The sequence below is a fragment of the Streptomyces sp. NPDC059679 genome, from assembly GCF_042734105.1.
In the GTDB taxonomy this organism is placed as follows: domain Bacteria; phylum Actinomycetota; class Actinomycetes; order Streptomycetales; family Streptomycetaceae; genus Streptomyces.
In genome coordinates this window covers 15,918-33,865 of record NZ_JBHWES010000022.1, presented here as the reverse complement: position 1 = coordinate 33,865, position 17,948 = coordinate 15,918, and the positions used below count along the sequence as shown (strand labels likewise).

7 protein-coding genes are annotated in these 17,948 nt (G+C 73.2%); 1 reads left to right on the top strand and 6 read right to left on the bottom strand.

Going from position 1 to position 17,948, the window contains the following annotated elements:
- The first annotated feature begins 103 nt into the window (after positions 1 to 103).
- On the top strand, positions 104 to 8,449 hold the full coding sequence (locus ACFV2X_RS23550) for a type I polyketide synthase (protein WP_385619567.1): 8,346 nt from the start codon (positions 104 to 106) through the stop codon (positions 8,447 to 8,449).
- A 155-nt stretch (positions 8,450 to 8,604) separates the two neighbouring features.
- On the opposite strand, the gene ACFV2X_RS23545 is transcribed toward ACFV2X_RS23550, so the two are convergent.
- The 6 genes from ACFV2X_RS23545 to ACFV2X_RS23520 all read right to left on the bottom strand — a co-directional run bounded on the left by ACFV2X_RS23545 (position 8,605) and on the right by ACFV2X_RS23520 (position 17,794).
- Positions 8,605 to 11,523 (bottom strand): hypothetical protein, encoded by a 2,919-nt coding sequence (locus ACFV2X_RS23545; RefSeq protein WP_385619565.1) that lies wholly within the window; start codon positions 11,521 to 11,523, stop codon positions 8,605 to 8,607.
- Positions 11,524 to 11,561: 38 nt separating this feature from the next.
- Positions 11,562 to 12,680: an AAA family ATPase gene (locus tag ACFV2X_RS23540; protein ID WP_385619563.1), complete on the bottom strand. Its 1,119-nt coding sequence runs from the start codon at positions 12,678 to 12,680 to the stop codon at positions 11,562 to 11,564.
- A gap of 11 nt (positions 12,681 to 12,691) precedes the next feature.
- Positions 12,692 to 14,047 (bottom strand): VWA domain-containing protein, encoded by a 1,356-nt coding sequence (locus ACFV2X_RS23535; RefSeq protein WP_385619561.1) that lies wholly within the window; start codon positions 14,045 to 14,047, stop codon positions 12,692 to 12,694.
- Positions 14,044 to 15,447, bottom strand: a complete 1,404-nt coding sequence (locus tag ACFV2X_RS23530) for a hypothetical protein (protein ID WP_385619558.1) — start codon at positions 15,445 to 15,447, stop codon at positions 14,044 to 14,046. The genes ACFV2X_RS23535 and ACFV2X_RS23530 overlap by 4 nt, the downstream gene beginning before the upstream one ends.
- Positions 15,447 to 15,962, bottom strand: a complete 516-nt coding sequence (locus ACFV2X_RS23525) for a hypothetical protein (RefSeq protein ID WP_385619556.1) — start codon at positions 15,960 to 15,962, stop codon at positions 15,447 to 15,449. Before ACFV2X_RS23525 ends, ACFV2X_RS23530 begins: the two co-directional genes overlap by 1 nt.
- Before the next feature lie 125 nt (positions 15,963 to 16,087).
- Entirely contained in the window at positions 16,088 to 17,794 is a 1,707-nt protein-coding gene (locus tag ACFV2X_RS23520) for an IlvD/Edd family dehydratase (RefSeq protein WP_385619554.1), read from the bottom strand.
- Positions 17,795 to 17,948: the final 154 nt, after the last annotated feature.

The window sequence follows — 17,948 nt, the reverse complement described above, 5'->3', positions numbered from 1 at the left end:
CCGCGAGAGGGTTCCCGCGTGTCCTTCGTCCTCTCCTTCGGCAACCGCCTACGGTGTGCGGGCGGGGGCGTTGTCGTGCGCCCCGTGGCCGAAGGGGTGAGGGATGGCGGAGGTGCGCAGCGAGTTGATCCGCGCGCTGCCGGGGATGCTCAAGGAACACGCGGAGCGGACCGGGGCCAAGATCGCGTTCCAGGACGCGCGCCGGGCGGTCGGCTACGCGGACCTGGAGCAGCGGACCGGGCGGCTGGCCGGCCATCTCGCGCGGCTGGGGGTGCGGCCCGGGGACCGGGTGGCGCTGCATCTGGGCAACCGGGTGGAGCAGGTGGAGAGCCGGCTGGCGGTCCTGCGGGCGGGGGCGGTGGGCGTGCCGCTCGACCCGGGGGCCACGGACGGGGAGTTGGAGTACTTCCTCGACGACAGCGGCGCGGTCGCCATCGTGACCGAGGAGACACTGCTGCCCCGGTTGGCCCGATTGGCGGCAGGGCGGCCCGAGTTGCGGGTCGTGCTGGTCGGCGCCGACGGACTCCCCGCGGTGGCGCCGGACGGCGCGGTGGTGTTCGAGGAGCTGGCCCGGGCGGATCCGGGCCTCGCGCCCAGGGACGACCTCGGCCTCGACGAACCGGCCTGGATCCTCTACACCTCCGGCACCACCGGGCAGAGCAAGGGCGTGGTGACCACCCAGCGCGCCGCGTTATGGTCGGTGGCGGCGGGCTATGTCCCGTCGTACGGGCTCGAATCGAGCGACCGGCTGCTGTGGCCACTGCCGATGTTCCACGCCTACGCACACTCGCTGTGTGTGCTCGGAGTGATCGCGGTCGGAGCGAGCGCGTACCTCCTTGACCGGGGCGTCCAGGGTGTCCGGGACACCCAGAGCGGGCGGGGCGCTCGGGGTGCTCGGGGTGCGAACCTCGCCGAGGCCCTGGCCGGGCAGCCCTGCACCGTCCTGGCCGGGGTGCCCGCCACCTACCATCTGCTGGTGGACACGCTGCGCCGGACACCCCGGCCGCTGCCCAGGCCACGCGTATGCGTCAGCGCGGGCGCGCCCTGCCCGCCGCAACTGCGGGCCGAAGTCGAGGAGTTGCTGGGGTCGCCCCTGCTCGACGGCTACGGCTCCACCGAGACCTGCGGGAAGATCGCGGTCGACCGGCTCGACGGGCCGCGGGCCGACGGCTCCAGCGGCGCGCCACTCCCCGGGGTCACGGTGCGGCTGACCGACCCGTCGAGTGGCCACGAGGTCGCCGAGGGGGAGGAAGGGGAGATCTGGGTCCGCGGCCCCAATCTGATGAAGGGCTACCACAACCGCCCCGAAGCCACCGCACGTGTCCTGCGCGACGGCTGGTACCGCACCGGAGACCTCGGCCGACGCGTGGCACACGGCCATCTCAAGGTCACCGGCCGCGTCAAGGAACTCATCATCCGCGGCGGTGAGAACGTCAACCCGGCCGAGGTGGAAGAGACCCTGCTGACCTGCCCCGGCGTCGCCGACGCGGCCGTCGTCGGCCGTCCGCACGACGTACTCGGCGAAGTGCCGGTCGCCATGGTCGTACCCGGCCCCGGCGGCGTCGACACCGCGCGGCTCCTGGAGGTCTGCCGCGAGCGGCTGTCGGCCTTCAAGGTGCCCGACGAGGTGTACGAGACCGAGTCCGTGCCCCGGACCCCCTCCGGTAAGATCCTCCGCCCGGAGCTCGCCCATGAACTGGCCGAACGGCTGGAACAGGCGCGCGAGACGGCCTCGGCCGCGCTGCGCGAGCGGCTGCTGTCCCGGTCCGCGGACCCGGGCCGGGACACCGTGCTGCGCCTGGTCCTCGACCTGACGGCACATACGGTCGGGGTCCCCGGGCCGGAGCTGATGCCCGACCAGCCGTTCACCACCTTCGGGATCACCTCCCTGGGCGGCGTACTGCTGCGCGACCGGCTCGCCGCGGCCACCGGTCTCACGCTCCCCGCGACCCTGCTGTTCGACCACCCGACGCCCGCCGACGTGGCGGAGTCGCTGCACACCGCGCTGCTCGGCGGCCAGGACGCGGCCCCCGCGGCCCGGACCCGTGCGGTCGAACCCGGGCCGCGCACCCCCGCGGAGGAGCCGGTGGCCATCGTCGCCATGGCCTGCCGCTACCCCGGCGACGTGGCCACCCCGGAGGACCTGTGGCGGCTGGTCACGGACGGCACCGACGCCACCTCGGACTTCCCCGAAGACCGCGGCTGGGACCTGGACGGGCTCTACGACCCCGACCCGGACCGGCTGGGCACCTCGATCACCCGCCGGGGCGCCTTCCTGCGCCAGGCGGCCGACTTCGACCCGGCCTTCTTCGGGATGTCCCCACGGGAGGCGCTGGCCACCGACCCTCAGCAGCGGCTGTTGCTGGAGACCGCGTGGGAGGTCTTCGAACGCGCGGGTCTCGACCCGACCCGGCTGCGGGGCAGCGCTACGGGCGTCTACGTCGGCCTGATGCACGACGCCTACGCGGCCCGTTTCCTGCACCGCACCCAGCACGAGCTGGAGGCGCATCTCGCGCTGGGCGGGGCGGGCAGCGTGGCGTCCGGCCGCATCGCCTACACCCTGGGCCTGCGCGGGGCCGCCGTGACGGTGGACACCGCCTGTTCGTCCTCGCTGGTGGCGATGCACTGGGCCGCGCGGGCGCTGCGGGCCGGCGAGTGTTCGCTGGCCGTGGCGGGCGGCGTGACCGTCATGGCCGGGCCCAAGCCGTTCGTGGCGTTCAGCAGGTTGCGCGGCCTGGCGCCGGACGGCCGGTGCAAACCGTTCTCCGCCGCCGCAGACGGCACCGGCTGGGGCGAGGGTGTCGGCCTCGTACTGCTGGAACGGCTCTCCGACGCGCGGCGCAACGGCCACCCGGTCCTCGCCGTGCTGCGCGGCTCCGCCGTCAACTCCGACGGCGCCTCCAACGGGCTGACCGCGCCCAACGGCCCCGCCCAGCAGCAGGTGATCCTCGAGGCGCTGGCCACCGCCGGGCTGTCCCCGGCCGACGTCGACACGGTCGAGGCCCACGGCACCGGCACCGCGCTCGGCGACCCCATCGAGGCCCAGGCGCTGCTGGCCACGTACGGCCGCGACCGGTCCGCTGACCGGCCGCTGTGGCTGGGCGCGCTGAAGGGCAACATCGGGCACGCCCAGGCCGCCGCGGGCGTCGCCGGGGTCATCAAGACCGTCATGGCGATGCGCCACGGACGGCTGCCCCGCACCCTGCACACCGATGAGCCGTCTCCGCGCGTGGACTGGTCGCCCGGCACCGTACGGCTGCTGGCGCACGAGCGGCCGTGGCAGCCGGCGCCCGGCAGCCCGCGTCGCGCCGGGGTCTCGGCGTTCGGTATCGGCGGGACCAACGCCCATGTGATCCTGGAAGAAGCTGAAGAGGCGGCGGAGCCTGCGGATGTTGCGCCGGAACACGCCGGAACCGGCGGGGCCGCGGCGCTGCCCGGCCGCGCGGGGCGCGCGGAAACCGTGCCGCCACTGCTGCTCTCCGGCACCGGTCCGCGGGCCCTGCGCGCACAGACCCGGCAGATCGCCGTCCTGCTGCGGGAGCGGCCCGAACTCGCCCCGCTGGACGTCGCCTTCTCCCTGGCCACCACCCGCGCCGCACTCGCGCACCGGGCGGCCGTGCGCGCCGTGGACCGCGCGGCGCTGCTGACCGCCCTCGACACGCTGGCGGGGGACGGCGGTGGACACCGAGCCCCCGTGCCCGGTGTCGTGGAAACCACCGGCACGGCGAGGTCCGCCGGTCGACTGGCCCTGCTCTTCACCGGCCAGGGCGCCCAGTGGCCGGGCATGGGACGGGAGCTGTACGCCGCCTTCCCGGCCTTCGCCACCGCCTTCGACAGCCTGTGCCGCCGCTTCGACACCGGCGACACCGGCGACACCGGAAACACCGGAAACACCGGCGACACAGGCTTCGAGCGGCCGCTGCGCACCGTGCTGTGGGCCGCCGAGGGCACCGAGGACGCCGCTCTGCTGGACCGTACGGACTTCTCGCAGGCGGGTCTGTTCGTCTTCGAGGTGGCCACCTTCCGGCTGTTGGAGTCCTGGGGGATACGGCCGGACTTCCTGGCCGGACACTCCGTCGGCGAGCTGGCGGCGGCCCATGTGTCCGGCATCCTCTCCGAGCAGGACGCGGTGGAGCTGGTCGCGGCCCGGGGCCGGCTGATGCGGCGACTTCCCGCAGGCGGGGCCATGGTGGCCGTGGAGGCGTCCGAAGAGGAAGTGGCCAAGGAGCTGGCGTCCGCTGAACCGGCGCTGACGGGCCCCGTCACGGTCGCGGCGGTGAACGGTCCGCGGTCGGTCGTCCTCTCCGGCGACGAGGCGGCCGCACTCGCCGTGGCGGCGCGCCTCGCCGCGCGCGGATGCCGCACCACCCGGTTGCGCGTCGGCCACGCCTTCCACTCCCCGCTGGTGGAGCCGATGCTCGAGGAGTTGGGCCGTATCGCGGCGCGGGCGGAGTACGGGGCGTCGCGCATTCCCGTCGTATCGGCGCTGACCGGCTCCCCGGCCACCGGGGACGACCTGCGCTCGGCCGCGTACTGGATGCGGCACGCCCGCGAGGCCGTGCGCTTCGGGGACGTCGTGCACCGGCTGGCCCACGAGGAAGGGGTGACCGCCTTCGCCGAGGTCGGTCCCGACGCACACCTCACCGCGTCCGCCCTGGCGGCCCTGGGAGACGAGGAGGGCGAACGTCGGGTGTTCGCGGCCGTGTCCAAGTCCGGCGCCGGCGCGCCGGGGGCCGGGCCCGGTGCGGTCCTGGACGCGCTCGCGCGGCTCCATGTGCACGGCGTACCGGTGGACTGGCGCCGCGTGTACGCGGACAGCGGCGCCCGGCGAGTGGACCTGCCCACCTATCCCTTCCAGCGGCGGCGCTACTGGCTGGCCGACACGCAACCGGACGGCCCCGACGACTCCGCCGCGCCCGCCGAGCACGGCGGCGGCCATCCGCTGCTGACCCTCGCCACCACCGTCCCCGGCACCGAACGCCTGTTGTGCACCGGCCATCTGTCGAGCGCAGCCCACCCGTGGCTGGGCGACCACGCCGTCGCCGGGCATCCGCTCGTCCCCGCCGCCGCGATCGTCGAGCTGGTGCTCCACGCGGGCGACGCCTGCGGTCTCGAGATGTTGGAAGACCTCGCCCTGCTGGCCCCACTGTTCCTGCCGGGACCGGGCTCCCGGGTCCAGATCCAGGTGGCCCTCGGCGAACCGGACACCTCCGGCCGACGCACCGCCGATGTCCACTCCCGGCCGGAGGAGTCCGGCGCGCTGGGCCCGTGGACACACCACGCGACCGGGCGGCTCGGCCCGGCGGCCACGCCGCAGGATCCGCACGCCGACCCGGCCGCCGACCTGGCCGTATGGCCGCCTGCGGGCGCCGAGCGCGTGGACCTCACCGGCGCCTACGCCCGCCTGGCAGACGCCGGTTACGCGTACGGCCCGGCCTTCCAGGGGGTCACGGCCGCCTGGCGGCGGGGCGGGGAGCTCTTCGCCGAGGTGCGGCTGCCCGCGGCGGCCGGCCAGGACGCCCAGCGGTACGGCATCCACCCGGCGCTGCTGGACGCCGCGCTGCACGCCGGACGGCTGGCCGCGCCGTCGCCCCTGCCGTCCGGGGGAACCGCCAGGCTGCCGTTCGCCTTCGGCGACCTGACCCTGTACGCCGTCGGCGCCACGGAACTGCGCGTACGCACCCACGCCGTCGGCGAGGACACGGTCGCTCTGGACCTCGCCGACGGGGTGGGCCGACCGGTGGCCCGGATGGCGTCGCTGACGACCCGGCCCCTCCCGGACGACACCGCTGCCGTCGGCGGGGCGGGGAGGCGGGAGTTGTACCGCCTGCGCTGGACCGGTGTTCCGGCAGGCGACCCGGATACCGGCGGACCGGCCCTCACCGTTGCGAGCCCCGACGACCTGGAGCTGGGCGCGGCACTCACCGCCACGTCCAGCGGCGCCGCCACCGGTCCGGAGACGGTCGTCATCTCCCTGGCCGCCCCGCGCCCGACCACCGATCCGGTCGCGGACACCCATGCCTTGACCGCTCGGGCCCTGGAGGCACTGCGGACCCGGCTGGCCGATCCGGCCTCGCCCGGAGCGCGTCTGGTGGTGGTGACCCGAGGGGCCACGGCCCCGACACCTGACCTCCCCGCCGCTGCGGTGTGGGGCCTGGTGCGCACCGCGCAGTCGGAGTACCCGGGGCGGCTGACGATCGTAGACCTCGACGACCGGCCCGACTCCGTGCGTCGGCTGCCCGCCGCCATCGCCACGGGCGAACCCCAACTCTCGGTCGTAGGCGACACGTTGCGCGTCCCCCGGCTGGAACACCTCCCCGACACCCCGGCCGACCCCGGTGGCCCCACCGGCGGCTTCGCAGGTGGCGTTGTCCTGCTCACCGGCGGCACCGGGTCCCTCGGCGCCGCGCTGGCGCGCCATCTGGTCGCCCGGCACGGGGTCCGGCACCTCGTGCTCGTCAGCCGCCGCGGCCCCGGAACCCCCGGCGCGCGGCGGCTGCGGACCGAGCTGGAGCGGCCGGGAGCCCAGGTGGACGTGATCGCCTGCGACACCGCCGACCGCCCCGCCCTGGCGGCCGTGATCGAGGATTACGCGCCCCGGCTGACCGCCGTCGTCCACGCCGCCGGGATCCTGGACGACGGTGTCCTGGAGGCGCTGACGCCCGAGCGGCTGGCGTCGGTGGCGCGGCCGAAGGTGGACGCGGCCTGGAACCTGCACGAGCTGACGCAGGGTCTGCCCCTGGCCCGCTTTGTGCTGTTCTCCTCGGCCGCCGGGCTGCTGGGCAACCCGGGCCAGGCCAACTACGCCGCCGCGAACTCCTTCCTGGACGCCCTCGCACACCACCGCATCGCCCTCGGCCTGCCCGCGCTCTCCCTGGTCTGGGGGCCGTGGGCGGACGAGGACGGGATGGCGGCGCGCACCGACCACTCCGGCCGGGCCCGCGACACCACCGTACGCCCGGTCTCCCCGGAGCAGGGCCTGGCGATGTTCGATGCCGCGCTCGGCACCGGGGAGCCGGTGCTGGCCCCACTGCCCCTGGACCGCGCCCGTCCGGCCACGCCCGCCGGGCCGCCGGTCCCGTCACCGCTGCGCGGACTGCTGCGCCCGGCCCGCCCGGTCGCCCGGTCCGGGGACGACGGCACCGCGGCGGACACGGGCCAGGACCCCGGCGGGGAGGAGGGCTCCTGGCGGGAACGGCTGGCGGCGCTGCCCGTCGCCGAACGCGCACCCGCGCTTTTGGAACTGGTCCGCGAGATGGCCGCCCTGGTGCTCGGTCACCAGGACGGGTCGGCCGTGGGCGCCGAGCAGCCCTTCACCGAGCTGGGCTTCGACTCCCTGACCGGGGTGCTGCTGCGCAACCAGCTGATCATCCACACGCGCGTACGGCTGCCCGCCACCATCGCGTTCGACCGGCCCAGCGCCCGGGAGCTGGCCGACCATCTGTACGCGAAGCTGAGCGATTCGCTGGGCGACGGGCCGCCCCCGGCCGAAGAGGCGGTCGCCGAGCCCGAACCGCCCCGGCCCGAACCGGTGTCCGCGCCCGCCCGGCCCCACGGCAGGCGGGCGGCGCAGACGCTGGGCTCCCTCTACCGGAGGGTGTGCGAGACCGGCGATGTGGTCTCGGCGATGCATCTGCTGGTGACCGCCTCCCTCGCCATGCCGGTGTTCGACCCCGCCGACGGCGCCCGGCACGCCCTCACCCCGCTGCGCCTGGCCAAGGGCGGGGAGGGCACCAAGGACGCCGAGGCCCCCGCGCTGGTGTGCTTCCCCGGCTTCTCCGCCACCCCCAGCGGGTCCTGGTACGCGCCGCTGGCTTCCTGCTTCGCGGGCGAGCGCGACGTCTTCGAGCTCCAGCACCCCGGCGTTCTGCACGGGGAGGCGGTTCCGCGCGACTGGGACACGTTCGTCGACCTGCACGTCGCCACCGTGCGCGCACACCTCGGCGACCGGCCGTACATCGTCCTTGGCTATTCGATGGGCGGCTACCCGGCACATGCGGTGGCCGCCCGGCTGGCGGCGACCGGTACCCCGCCCGCCGGTCTCGTTGTCGTGGACACCTACCACGTCACACCGGAGCGCGAGGACGCGCGCTGGCTGCTCGCCATGCCCGCCCGATATCCCCTGGAGATGGGCGAGCGGTTCGACGCCGCGGTGGATGATGTGTCCATGACCGCGCTGGGGGCCTACACCCGTATGGCCCGCGGCTGGCGCCCGGAGCCGACGGACGTCCCCACGCTGCTGGTCCGCGCCACCGATCCGCTGCCGGAGCTGCTGACCCATGGCGATGGCGAGGCGCGGGACGGGGACGGGCGGACCTCCTGGCGGGAGCCGTACGACGCCGTGGACGTCCCCGGCAGCCACTGGAGCCTGATGGAGGAACACGCGCACACCACAGCCGAGGCGATCCGGGCATGGATCGGCACGCTGGGCGGTGCCGTTGCCGAATGACCCGGGGCACGCCTGGATCAGGGGGAGCCGCGGCCCGCTGGCGGCCGACGCGGACGGTGAACTGCGGGGCCCAGCCGGTGAACAGCTCGGCCAGGGCCGCACGGGCGCGGTCGGCGGTGTCCCCCGACACCCGACCGGCCGCGCCCGCGCACTCGCTATCCGACCGGCCGCAGATCGAGCAGCCTGGCCACGGCGTCCGCGGTCTGCGGATACCGGGTCAGCAGCTCGCCCACCTCCCGCCGCTCGGCTCCTCCGTCGGGTAGCGCGGTGTCCTGCCACTCCGTGTCGTACCCGAGCGATCCGGCCACGGCGTCACAGGTCGCCGGATGGGCGGCCAGCAGCCGCGCGACCACCCTGCCCGGCGCGGCCTGCGGACCCGGCGCCGCCTTTGATGCCGTCGGCCGCGCCGACCACGGCGGCACCCACGCGTCGACCGCGGACAGTGCGGCGGGGAAGGTGCGGCCCGCCTCGCGCACCAGCACCGGCACCAACTCCCGCGCACCGTCGCGCAGCGTCGTGATCAGCTTGGGCAGCCAGGGGAGCAGAACCGAGTCGGGCAGCCGCGCGAACGCCTTGGACAGCTGCTCGACCACGAACGGCGTCAGCGTCGGCACCGGCTCCAGGGCCTGTACGAACCCGCTCATATAGCGCGGGAACGCCGGGAGGACCAGCGGGTTGGCCAGCAGTTCGGCGCAGCGTGAGCGCAGCTCGGCCGAGGACATCAGGCCGAGCCGCGACCGGGCCGCCCACACCAGCGCGACCTTGTCGGGCGCCTCGGGATGCGACTGCCGCACGGCGAGTTCGAGCTGGGTGTGGTCGCACCCGAGGGAGAGAGCGAAACTCTCCATCTCGAACAGGAACCCCAGCATGGCGGCCACCTGGCGCAGCCCCGTGGCCTCGTCCGCGAAGGCCGTCGGCAGCAGTGTGCAGTAGTGCGCATAGCCCGCCGTCACGAACCGTTCGCACCACTGCGGCAGCTCCGGCTCCGCGGCCCGGTAGTGGGCCAGTAACCGGCGGATCTGGCGCAGCACCCGGGGTGCGCCGTCCACGGTGCGCTCCGCAGTCAGCAGCTCCACGGCCCGCGCCCCGAGCTCGTCGGCGAGCCGCCGGCTGCCCGGATACCCCAGATAGACGATGGCCTCTTCCACGGCTTCGAGCGCGGTCGCGGCGGTGGCCTCGGGCGCCCAGGCGTCGCGGCGCAGCCGCTGCTCCAGCACCTGCTCGATGGTGACGCCCTCGTAGCCGAGCTCGACGAGAGAGCGCTGGTTGCGGCCGATGGCCAGGTCCCAGCTCTCCTGGATCGACCGCTCGCCCAGCCTGCGGGCGCCCATGATCGGACGGGCCATGTACCCCAGCAGCCGGCGCAGGATCCACAGCAGATCGGAGCAGGGCCTGAGCTCCGGGGCGGCCTGCAGATCGAGCAACGCGCGCTGGTTCGTCCGCGCCTGGAGATTGAGCCCGAGCGGTTCCAGACGGTCCAGCACATCGCGGGCCAGCGGCGGAAGCGCGTCATAACCCACCGCGCCGATGCGGTCGCCGCCCAGCAGGATCTCGCAGAGCCGGCGCACATCGCGGCGGCCCGGCACGGTGTCCTTCTCGATGCAGGTGACCGCGGCGTCCTCGAAATCGTACGGCGTGGGGCGGCCGCGGCCACGCATCCCGGCCAGCAGGATGGACGTCTCGAACACCGCGATGGCGTCGGCCGTGCTGGCGAGATAGCCATTGCGGCGCGCCAGCCCGACGATGTCGACACACCACCCCAGCAGCTCGGCCTCGTCGAGGTCGTCGAGCACCGGCGGGGTGGCCAGGAACCCGGACAGCCGGTCCGCGACCCCCTCCGGGGAACCCGGAGCGGAGGCCTGCGCGGAGGCCGGCCGGGCACGTCCGCGCACCGCGCGCTTCTTCCCTCCCTTCTCGCCCGCCGGACGGAACGGGGTGGCACCGCTGCGCTTCAGCGCCTTGGCCCAGGTCGCCGAGGCGATCGACACCGCCCCCGGGGCCAGCCCGAACTGTGCCTCGATGGCGGAGTGGCTGGACGGGATGAGCCCGTACATCCAGCGGGTCTCCGTACGGGGGCTGATCTCGTACGGCTCGCCCTCGGCCGCCAGCCCGAACTGCTCGACCGGGCTGGCCGCGTGGAAGGCGCCGCATACATACAGGCACCCCGCCGGGTCGGCGCCCGAGGCCGCCAGGTGTTCGCGTATCCGCGTCCACATATAGCGCTCGCGGTCCTCGTCCTGGGCGTTGCGCGCGTGCCGGTCCGGGCGCAGCCGCCGGAACAGGCTGCCGATCATCACCATGACCTGTCGATATGTGTCGTAGTCCGCGCCGACCAGGGGCTGCTCCACATACTGGTCCCACCACTCGGACCAGTGGCGGACCTTGCCGTGGTGGAGCAGATGCGCCTCCAACTCGGCGAAGCGGGGCCGCAGATCGCCGATCTCGATGCCGACCGCGTCGCCGTGCAGGGCGGCCTCGTCGTGGCGGTCGGCATCCTCGGGCGCGCTGTCGCCCGCCGCGGCCGGTGCCTCCGCGGACCCGGCGGTCTCCCGCGGCGTCCACTGGAAGACATGGTCCGTGGAGCGGTCGACCAGGATCAGCTCCACGTCCGGGCTGTCCAGGGCGTAGGCGATGGCCTGGTACTCGGCCGAGGCCTCGGTGATGGGCGCCACCACGCTGAGCGGCGCCCAGTCGGGCGGAAAGCCGTCGATGTCGGTCGCGAACGCCTGCAACGCCACGGGGAGGCGGCAGTTGCGCAGCTCGTCGAGGAGCGGCCGTAGATCCTCGCACAGCTCCAGATAGATGACCTTGGGCTGCTTCTCCCGCAGCCGCCGCACCATGGCCAGCGCCGAGGCCGGTGAGTGATGGCACACCGGGAAGATCTCGAGCTCTTCGCGCAGCGCCCGGTCGACGTCGTCGACCATGCCCGACAGGATTCCGGGGACGGCGCCGGCTTCGCCGGAAAAGGTGGCCGCGGCGTCGCGCAGCTGCTCACGGAGCGCACCGAAGGGATGCGATCCGCCCAACGAACCCGACCCGCCCGACGTGCTCGGCGGAACCGCCTGATTCGGCATGCCCGGTGTGCTCGCAGGACTCTGGGGGCTGACGCTCGTCATGACAGGGTCGCAATCGTCTCGCGGCCGCCCTCCAGGAAGTCCTGCCAGGGCCCGCCCTCGTCCTTGCTGCGCGGCTCCACGACCCCGTGCCAGAACTTGTTCAGAATGGCCAGGTCCTCTGGGCTGCGCCGGGCCAGCGAACTCACCAGCGAACCGGCCAGCGTCCGCGCGCCGAGGACGCGGTCGCCGAAGAACTGGCTGTGCAGAATGGCGTCCTCGAGCACGCCGATCTGCTCGGCGGTGGACAGCGCCGATTCGAGCTTGTCGTCGTCGCTGGTGGCCGAGGCCGACGCGGTACGCAGATCGGCGAAGCTCTGCAGCAGGATGTCCAGCAGCGTGGGCGGCACCTCCAGCTCGATCCGGTGCCGGCGCAATAGCTCACTGGTGCGGAACCGGACGATCTCCGCTTCGCTGCGCTTGTTCGTCACCACCGGGATGCGGACGAAGTTGAACCGCCGCTTGAGCGCCGACGACAGGTCGTTCACACCCCGGTCACGGCTGTTGGCCGTGGCGATGATGGAGAACCCGGGCTGGGCGAAGACGATGTTGTCGTCGTCGAGCTCCGGGATGGAGACGTACTTCTCGGACAGGATCGAGATCAGCGCGTCCTGCACATCGCTGGTCGACCTGGTCAGCTCCTCGAAGCGGCCGATCACGCCCCGCTCCATCGCCGTCATGATCGGCGAGGGGATCATCGATTCCCGGGACTGTCCCTTGGCGATCACCATCGAGACGTTCCACGAGTACTTGATGTGGTCCTCGGTGGTGCCGGCGGTGCCCTGGACGACCAGGGTCGAGTTACGGCAGATGGCGGCCGAGAGCAGCTCGGCGAGCCAGCTCTTGCCGGTGCCCGGGTCGCCGATCAGCAGCAGTCCCCGGTCCGAGGCGAGCGTCACGATGCTGCGCTCGACAAAGCTGCGGTCGCCGAACCACTTCTGCGGGATCTGCCGGTCGAGCCCGTCGGAGGGTTCGGACCCGAGGATGAACAGCCGGATCATCCGGGGGCTGAGCCGCCAGGAGAACGGCTTGGGGCCGTCGTCGATCGACTCCAGCCAGTCGAGCTCTTCGCCGTACTTCACCTCGGCCGGCGCGCGCAGCATGTTGTTGTCGTTCATTCGTCGGTCTCCTAGGCGAGGAAGTTCTTGAGCTCGAACACGAGCTTGCGGATATGTCCGGAGATCACGGGCGCGCCGAGATCCTTGAGGCGTTCGCGGAACCAGGGGTCCACGCTCTGCCGCCCCGAGCTGTTCACCGAGCCGACCGGGATCAGCTTCACCCCGGAGCGCCGCACGGCCCCGAAGTCGGTCATCAGCGCCCGGTTGTCGTAGAAGTCGGAGATCCACACCAGCACGGTGTTACGGGGGTCGGCGATCTTCGGTCGGGCCAGAGCCATCGCGGCGGTGCCGTCGGTACCGCCCCCGAGCCTGGTGCGCAGCAGCACCTCGAACGGGTCGTTCACCCATGGGGTCAGATCCAGCGCCCGGGTGTCGTAGGCGACGAGATGGACGTCCACCTTGGGCAACCCCGCGAATATGGAGGCGAGGATGGTGCAGTTCACCATCGAGTCGACCATCGACCCCGACTGATCGACGACCACGATCATCCGGGCGGGCGTGGTCCGCTTGGCGGTGTGGCGGTAGAACAGCTGGTCCACATAGAGCCGTTCGCTCTCCGGGTCCCAGTTGGTGAGGTTCTTCCAGATGGTGCGATCCAGGTCGAGGTTGCGGAAGGTGCGCTTCGGCGGCACCGACCGGTCGATGGTGCCCACGCTGGTCTGCTGCACCTGGGTGCGCAGCACCTCCGCGACCTCGTCGACGTAGCGGCGGATCAGGGCCTTCGCGTTGGCGAGCGCGACGCCCGAGAGATTGTCCTTGTCCCGGAGCAGCTGCTCGATGAGCGACATGCTGGGTGTGAGCGATCTGGCCAGCGTCGAATCGGCCAGCACCTCGCGCAGCCGCATACGCCGCACCAGCTCGCCCTCCAGGGCCGACAGGGTGCCGCTCAGCTCCTCCGCGCCCTCGGTGCCCAGTGCCTGCTTGCACCAGCCCGCGTCCCGCTGCCAGTCCGCCAGCTGCTTGGCCGTCACATCGCCCGCTCCCGTGTTGAACACATTGAGCAGGAGCTTGGACACCAGGGCGGCCCGGCGCACCTGTTCCCCTGAGCCCTCCGGAGCGGCGCCGTCCTCGCCCGAGGAAACCTGGTCGCCGTCCGAGGGCGCCATCAGGTCCTGGAACTCGGTCTCCAGGTCGGGGAAGCGCTGGACGAGGCTGTCCACCGACACGGCTGGGTCCAGCAGCGCGGGCGGCAGCCCGAGGTCGTCGACGATGGACACACTCGCGGCCTCCAGCGCGGGCTGCTCCTCGGGGTCGAACAGCCGGGCCAGCAGCCGCCAGTAGAGCACCTGCCGCCGGTTCTCGTCGGCGCCGCCGACCGATGTGTCGTGCGCGGTGTCGTACGGCGTCTCATGCGTGATGTCGGTCATTTCCGCAGCAGCCGTCCCGCTCGCTCCCGCAGCACGGCGACCGCGTCGCCCGCCCTGGCCTCGGCCTTGGCGACCTTGGGATCCGTGATCCCCAGCGCCCAGTCGCCGCCGTGCACCTCGACCGGCTTGCGCTTGACCGTCGCCTGGACCGCCAGGGGCTGCACCATCCAGCGCCCGCCGTCCTGGCGGAGCAGGCCGATACAGGCGGAGGACGCGGCCACCAGCGCGGGCGTCAGCGGCCCGCAGGCGGGCAGCCGGTCCAGGTCGAGCGGGAGGGTCCGCCCGTCCAGCTCCAGCGCGCTGCCGTCCGTGGTGTACCCCTCCAGCAGTACCGGTTCGGCGATGCGCACCGGATGCCGCTCCAGCGGCGGGACCGGCGGCGCGAGCGCGCCGGCGAGCTGGATCCGGGCGGTGGCGAAGGGGTCCGCGGGATCGCCCGCGGTGGCCCGGTCGTCGTGCCACACCAGGTCGCCACCGGCCAGCAGCGGCAGATCGGCGACCTCCAGGGCGCGTCGCTCGGCCAGCGCGGTCAACAGCACGGGGTGGCCGTGCAGCAACCGCCACAGAGCCGGGCCGACGATCGTGTCGACCTTCGCGGCGACCACGCTTGTACGCACCAGGCGCGCCGGTGCGCCGTCGGCGGGCTCCAGGACCGCGTGGACCTGCGCCTGCACGGCGGTGCCGTGCTCGTGTACGTCCACGCCGAGGAGCAGCAGCCGCCCCGACACCGACTCGACCGGCGGGGCCGCGCCGGGCAGATCCGTGACGTCGTCCTCCCGCGACAGCGTCATGGCGCGCGCCCACAGGTCGGCCCAGCGCCGCGCGGGCAGCCGCTCCGCCGTCGCGAGCGGGGAGGACGCGCGCAGCTCCGCCGCCAGCCCGTCCAGGAGCACCGCCAGACGCCGCAGTTCGGGCTCGGCCAGCAGGGCCTCGATGGTCTGGTCCGCGGCGGATACCAGGTCGTGGCCGACGCCACGCCAGCCGGCGATGGCCAGCTCACGGAGCCATGACCGGGATCCGGCGAGCATGCTCCGCCCCTCGGGCGCCGCCGCGGGCGGCTCCTGCCACGCCTCCCTGGTGCGTCCGAGCGCGGCGTCCAGGTCGGCCAGCCGGGCGTCGTGTACCGCGCCGAAGAGGGCGGTACGCGCGCCCGCCAGGGCCGCCAGGTGGTCGTCCGAGACGGAGCCGGCGGCGACCTTTCCGGCGGCCTCGGCCACCGCCGGTCCCAAGGGGGAGGCCGCGACGGCGCCGGCCAGGGCGGTCAGCGCCGCGGCCCGCTCTTCGCCGAGCCGGGCGAGCCCGTGAACGAGGGTGTCGTCGAACCCGGCCACCAGGTCGAGGGCTTCCGCGACCCCGGGCGGATCGGCGTCGAGCAGTTCGGCCAGTTGCACACCGAGCATCAGCGGACCGCCTCCGTGGCCGGGAACCAGTGCAGTTCGGGGACGGGCGCCGTGGTGTCCGGCAGCTCCAGATAGGCCAGGTGCCGCAGGAAGCGGCTGAACACCACGGCCGCCGGCGCGGACTCGCGCGAGCCCGACAGACGGCTCATCAGGTCCGCGCCCCCGCCGTCCCCGTGTTCTTCGCCTACCTCGACGTGCAGATAGCGGGCCACGCGGTCGATTCCGTACTGCAGCACCGCCTCGTCGACCAGCGCGCGCAGATGCTTGCACGGCCCCCCGTTGGCCCCGCCGCACGGCCGGTTGTTGTTCGTACTGCAGCTGTAGTCATGGGTGCGCGCGGCGATCGACGAGACATACACCCGGGCGATGTCCGAGCCGCTGGACACCACCCCCTGCAAGCGGCCCTCCGCCAGTTCGACGAAGGGAACCTTCGCCAGCTTGCGCGGCCGTACGGGGGGAATCACCCGGACCGTACTGCACTGCTCCCACGCGGTCGTTTCCGCGTTCACGACCATCGACCTCCAAGCCTGGCGCCTGCGCCGAGACGGTTGCTCACATCCGAAAACAGCATTGCGGATGCCACTGACAATCCCGTCTCGGCGCCCGGCGCCAGGCTCTGCTCACCGCGGGGTGAGGGCCGTCAGTGCGACTCCCGGGCGACGAAGGACCCGCGGGTTCCGGCGAGGAAGTCCAGACCGGCGCCCCGGTCGGCCTGCTCGACATGTGCGCGGTAGATGTGCTCCCATCCGCTCTCCGCGGGCGGGGCGGCGGCGGTCACCGGCTCGCGTGCGGCGAGTTCTTCGTCCGGCACGTCCAGCCTCAGCACGCGCCGTTCCACGTCCAGCTCGATCCAGTCGCCCGTGCGGACCAGGCCCAGCGGCCCGCCCGCCGCGGACTCGGGGGCGATGTGCAGAACGACGGTGCCGAAGGCGGTGCCGCTCATACGGGCGTCGCTGATCCGGACCATGTCCCGTACACCGGACTCCAACACCTTGCGGGGCAGTGGCATGTTCCCCACTTCGGGCATGCCCGGGTAGCCGCGCGGACCGCAGCCCCGGAGGACCAGCACATCGGACGCCGCCACCTCGAGCTCGGGGTCGTCGATCCGGGCGTGGAAGTCCTCGATGCCGTCGAACACCACCGCGCGGCCCCGGTGGCGCAGCAACTCCGGTGTCGCGGCGGCCGGTTTGATGACCGCGCCGTCGGGACACAGGTTGCCGCGGAGCACGGCGAGCCCGGCCTGGTGCGCGATGGGCTCGTCGGCGGTGCGGATGACGGTGAGGTCGGTACTGGCGCGGCCGGATATCTGATCGGTCAGGGAGCAGCCGGAGACGGTGACGCTCGGCTCCAGCCGGCCCTTGATCTGCCCGAGCACCGCGTCCAGGCCGCCGGCCCGGTGGAAGTCCTCCATGAGATGGGCTCCGGCGGGTTGCACATCGGCGAGCAGGGGAATGTCACGGCCCGCCCGGTCGATGTCCTCCAGGCCGATCTCCACGCCCACCCGGCGGGCGAGGGCCAGCAGATGGACGACGGCGTTGGTGGACCCGCCGATGGCGGCCACCGCGCGCACCGCGTTCAGCAGGGCCTCACGGGTCAGCACGGCGCTGGGGCGCAGGTCCTCGGCGACCATTTCGACGATGCGGTTGCCCGCCGTATGCGACAGCTCCAGCAGCCGGCTGTCCGGCGCCGGGAGCCCGGCGTTCCCCGGCAGCGTCATGCCCAGCGCCTCGGCGACACAGGCCATCGTGGACGCGGTGCCCATGGTGTTGCAGTGTCCGCGGCTGCGGATCATCGCCGACTCCGCGCGCCGCAGATCCGAGCGTGGCATCCGCCCGGCGCGCACCTCCTCGCTCATTTCCCAGACCCCCGTGCCGCACCCCAGCGGGCGCCCCTTCCAGGACCCGTTGAGCATGGGGCCGCCGGTGACCATCAGCGTGGGCAGATCGACCGACGCGGCCCCCATGAGCAGCGACGGAACCGTTTTGTCGCAGCCGCCGAGCAGGACGACACCGTCCACCGGATTGGCGCGGATGAGCTCCTCGACGACCATCGCGGCGAGGTCGCGGAAGAACATGGCGGTCGGGCGCAGCAGGGTCTCGCCCAGCGACGGCACCGGCAGCTCCAGCGGCACACCGCCGGACTCCCACACACCGCGCTTCACATGCTCGGCTATCTCACGGAAGTGGCTGTTGCAGGGCGTCATATCCGACCAGGTATTGCAGATGACGATCTGCGGTCGGCCGTCGAAGGCGTGGTCGGGGAGGCCGCGGCGCATCCAGGCGCGGTGGATGAAGGCGTCGCGGGAGTCTCCCGCGTACCACTGCTGCGACCGAGTCGTGCCACTCATACGAACCGTTCCGATCTGTCGACGAAGATCCCTGAAGATCCGGGCGAGTAAGACCTTGCCCGCGCAACGTGCCCGTCATGGCTCGGCGGAGCGCCGATCGGCACCGAAAGTTTCGAATAGCGCCGCTTACGCGATCGAAACATTGACCGCATGA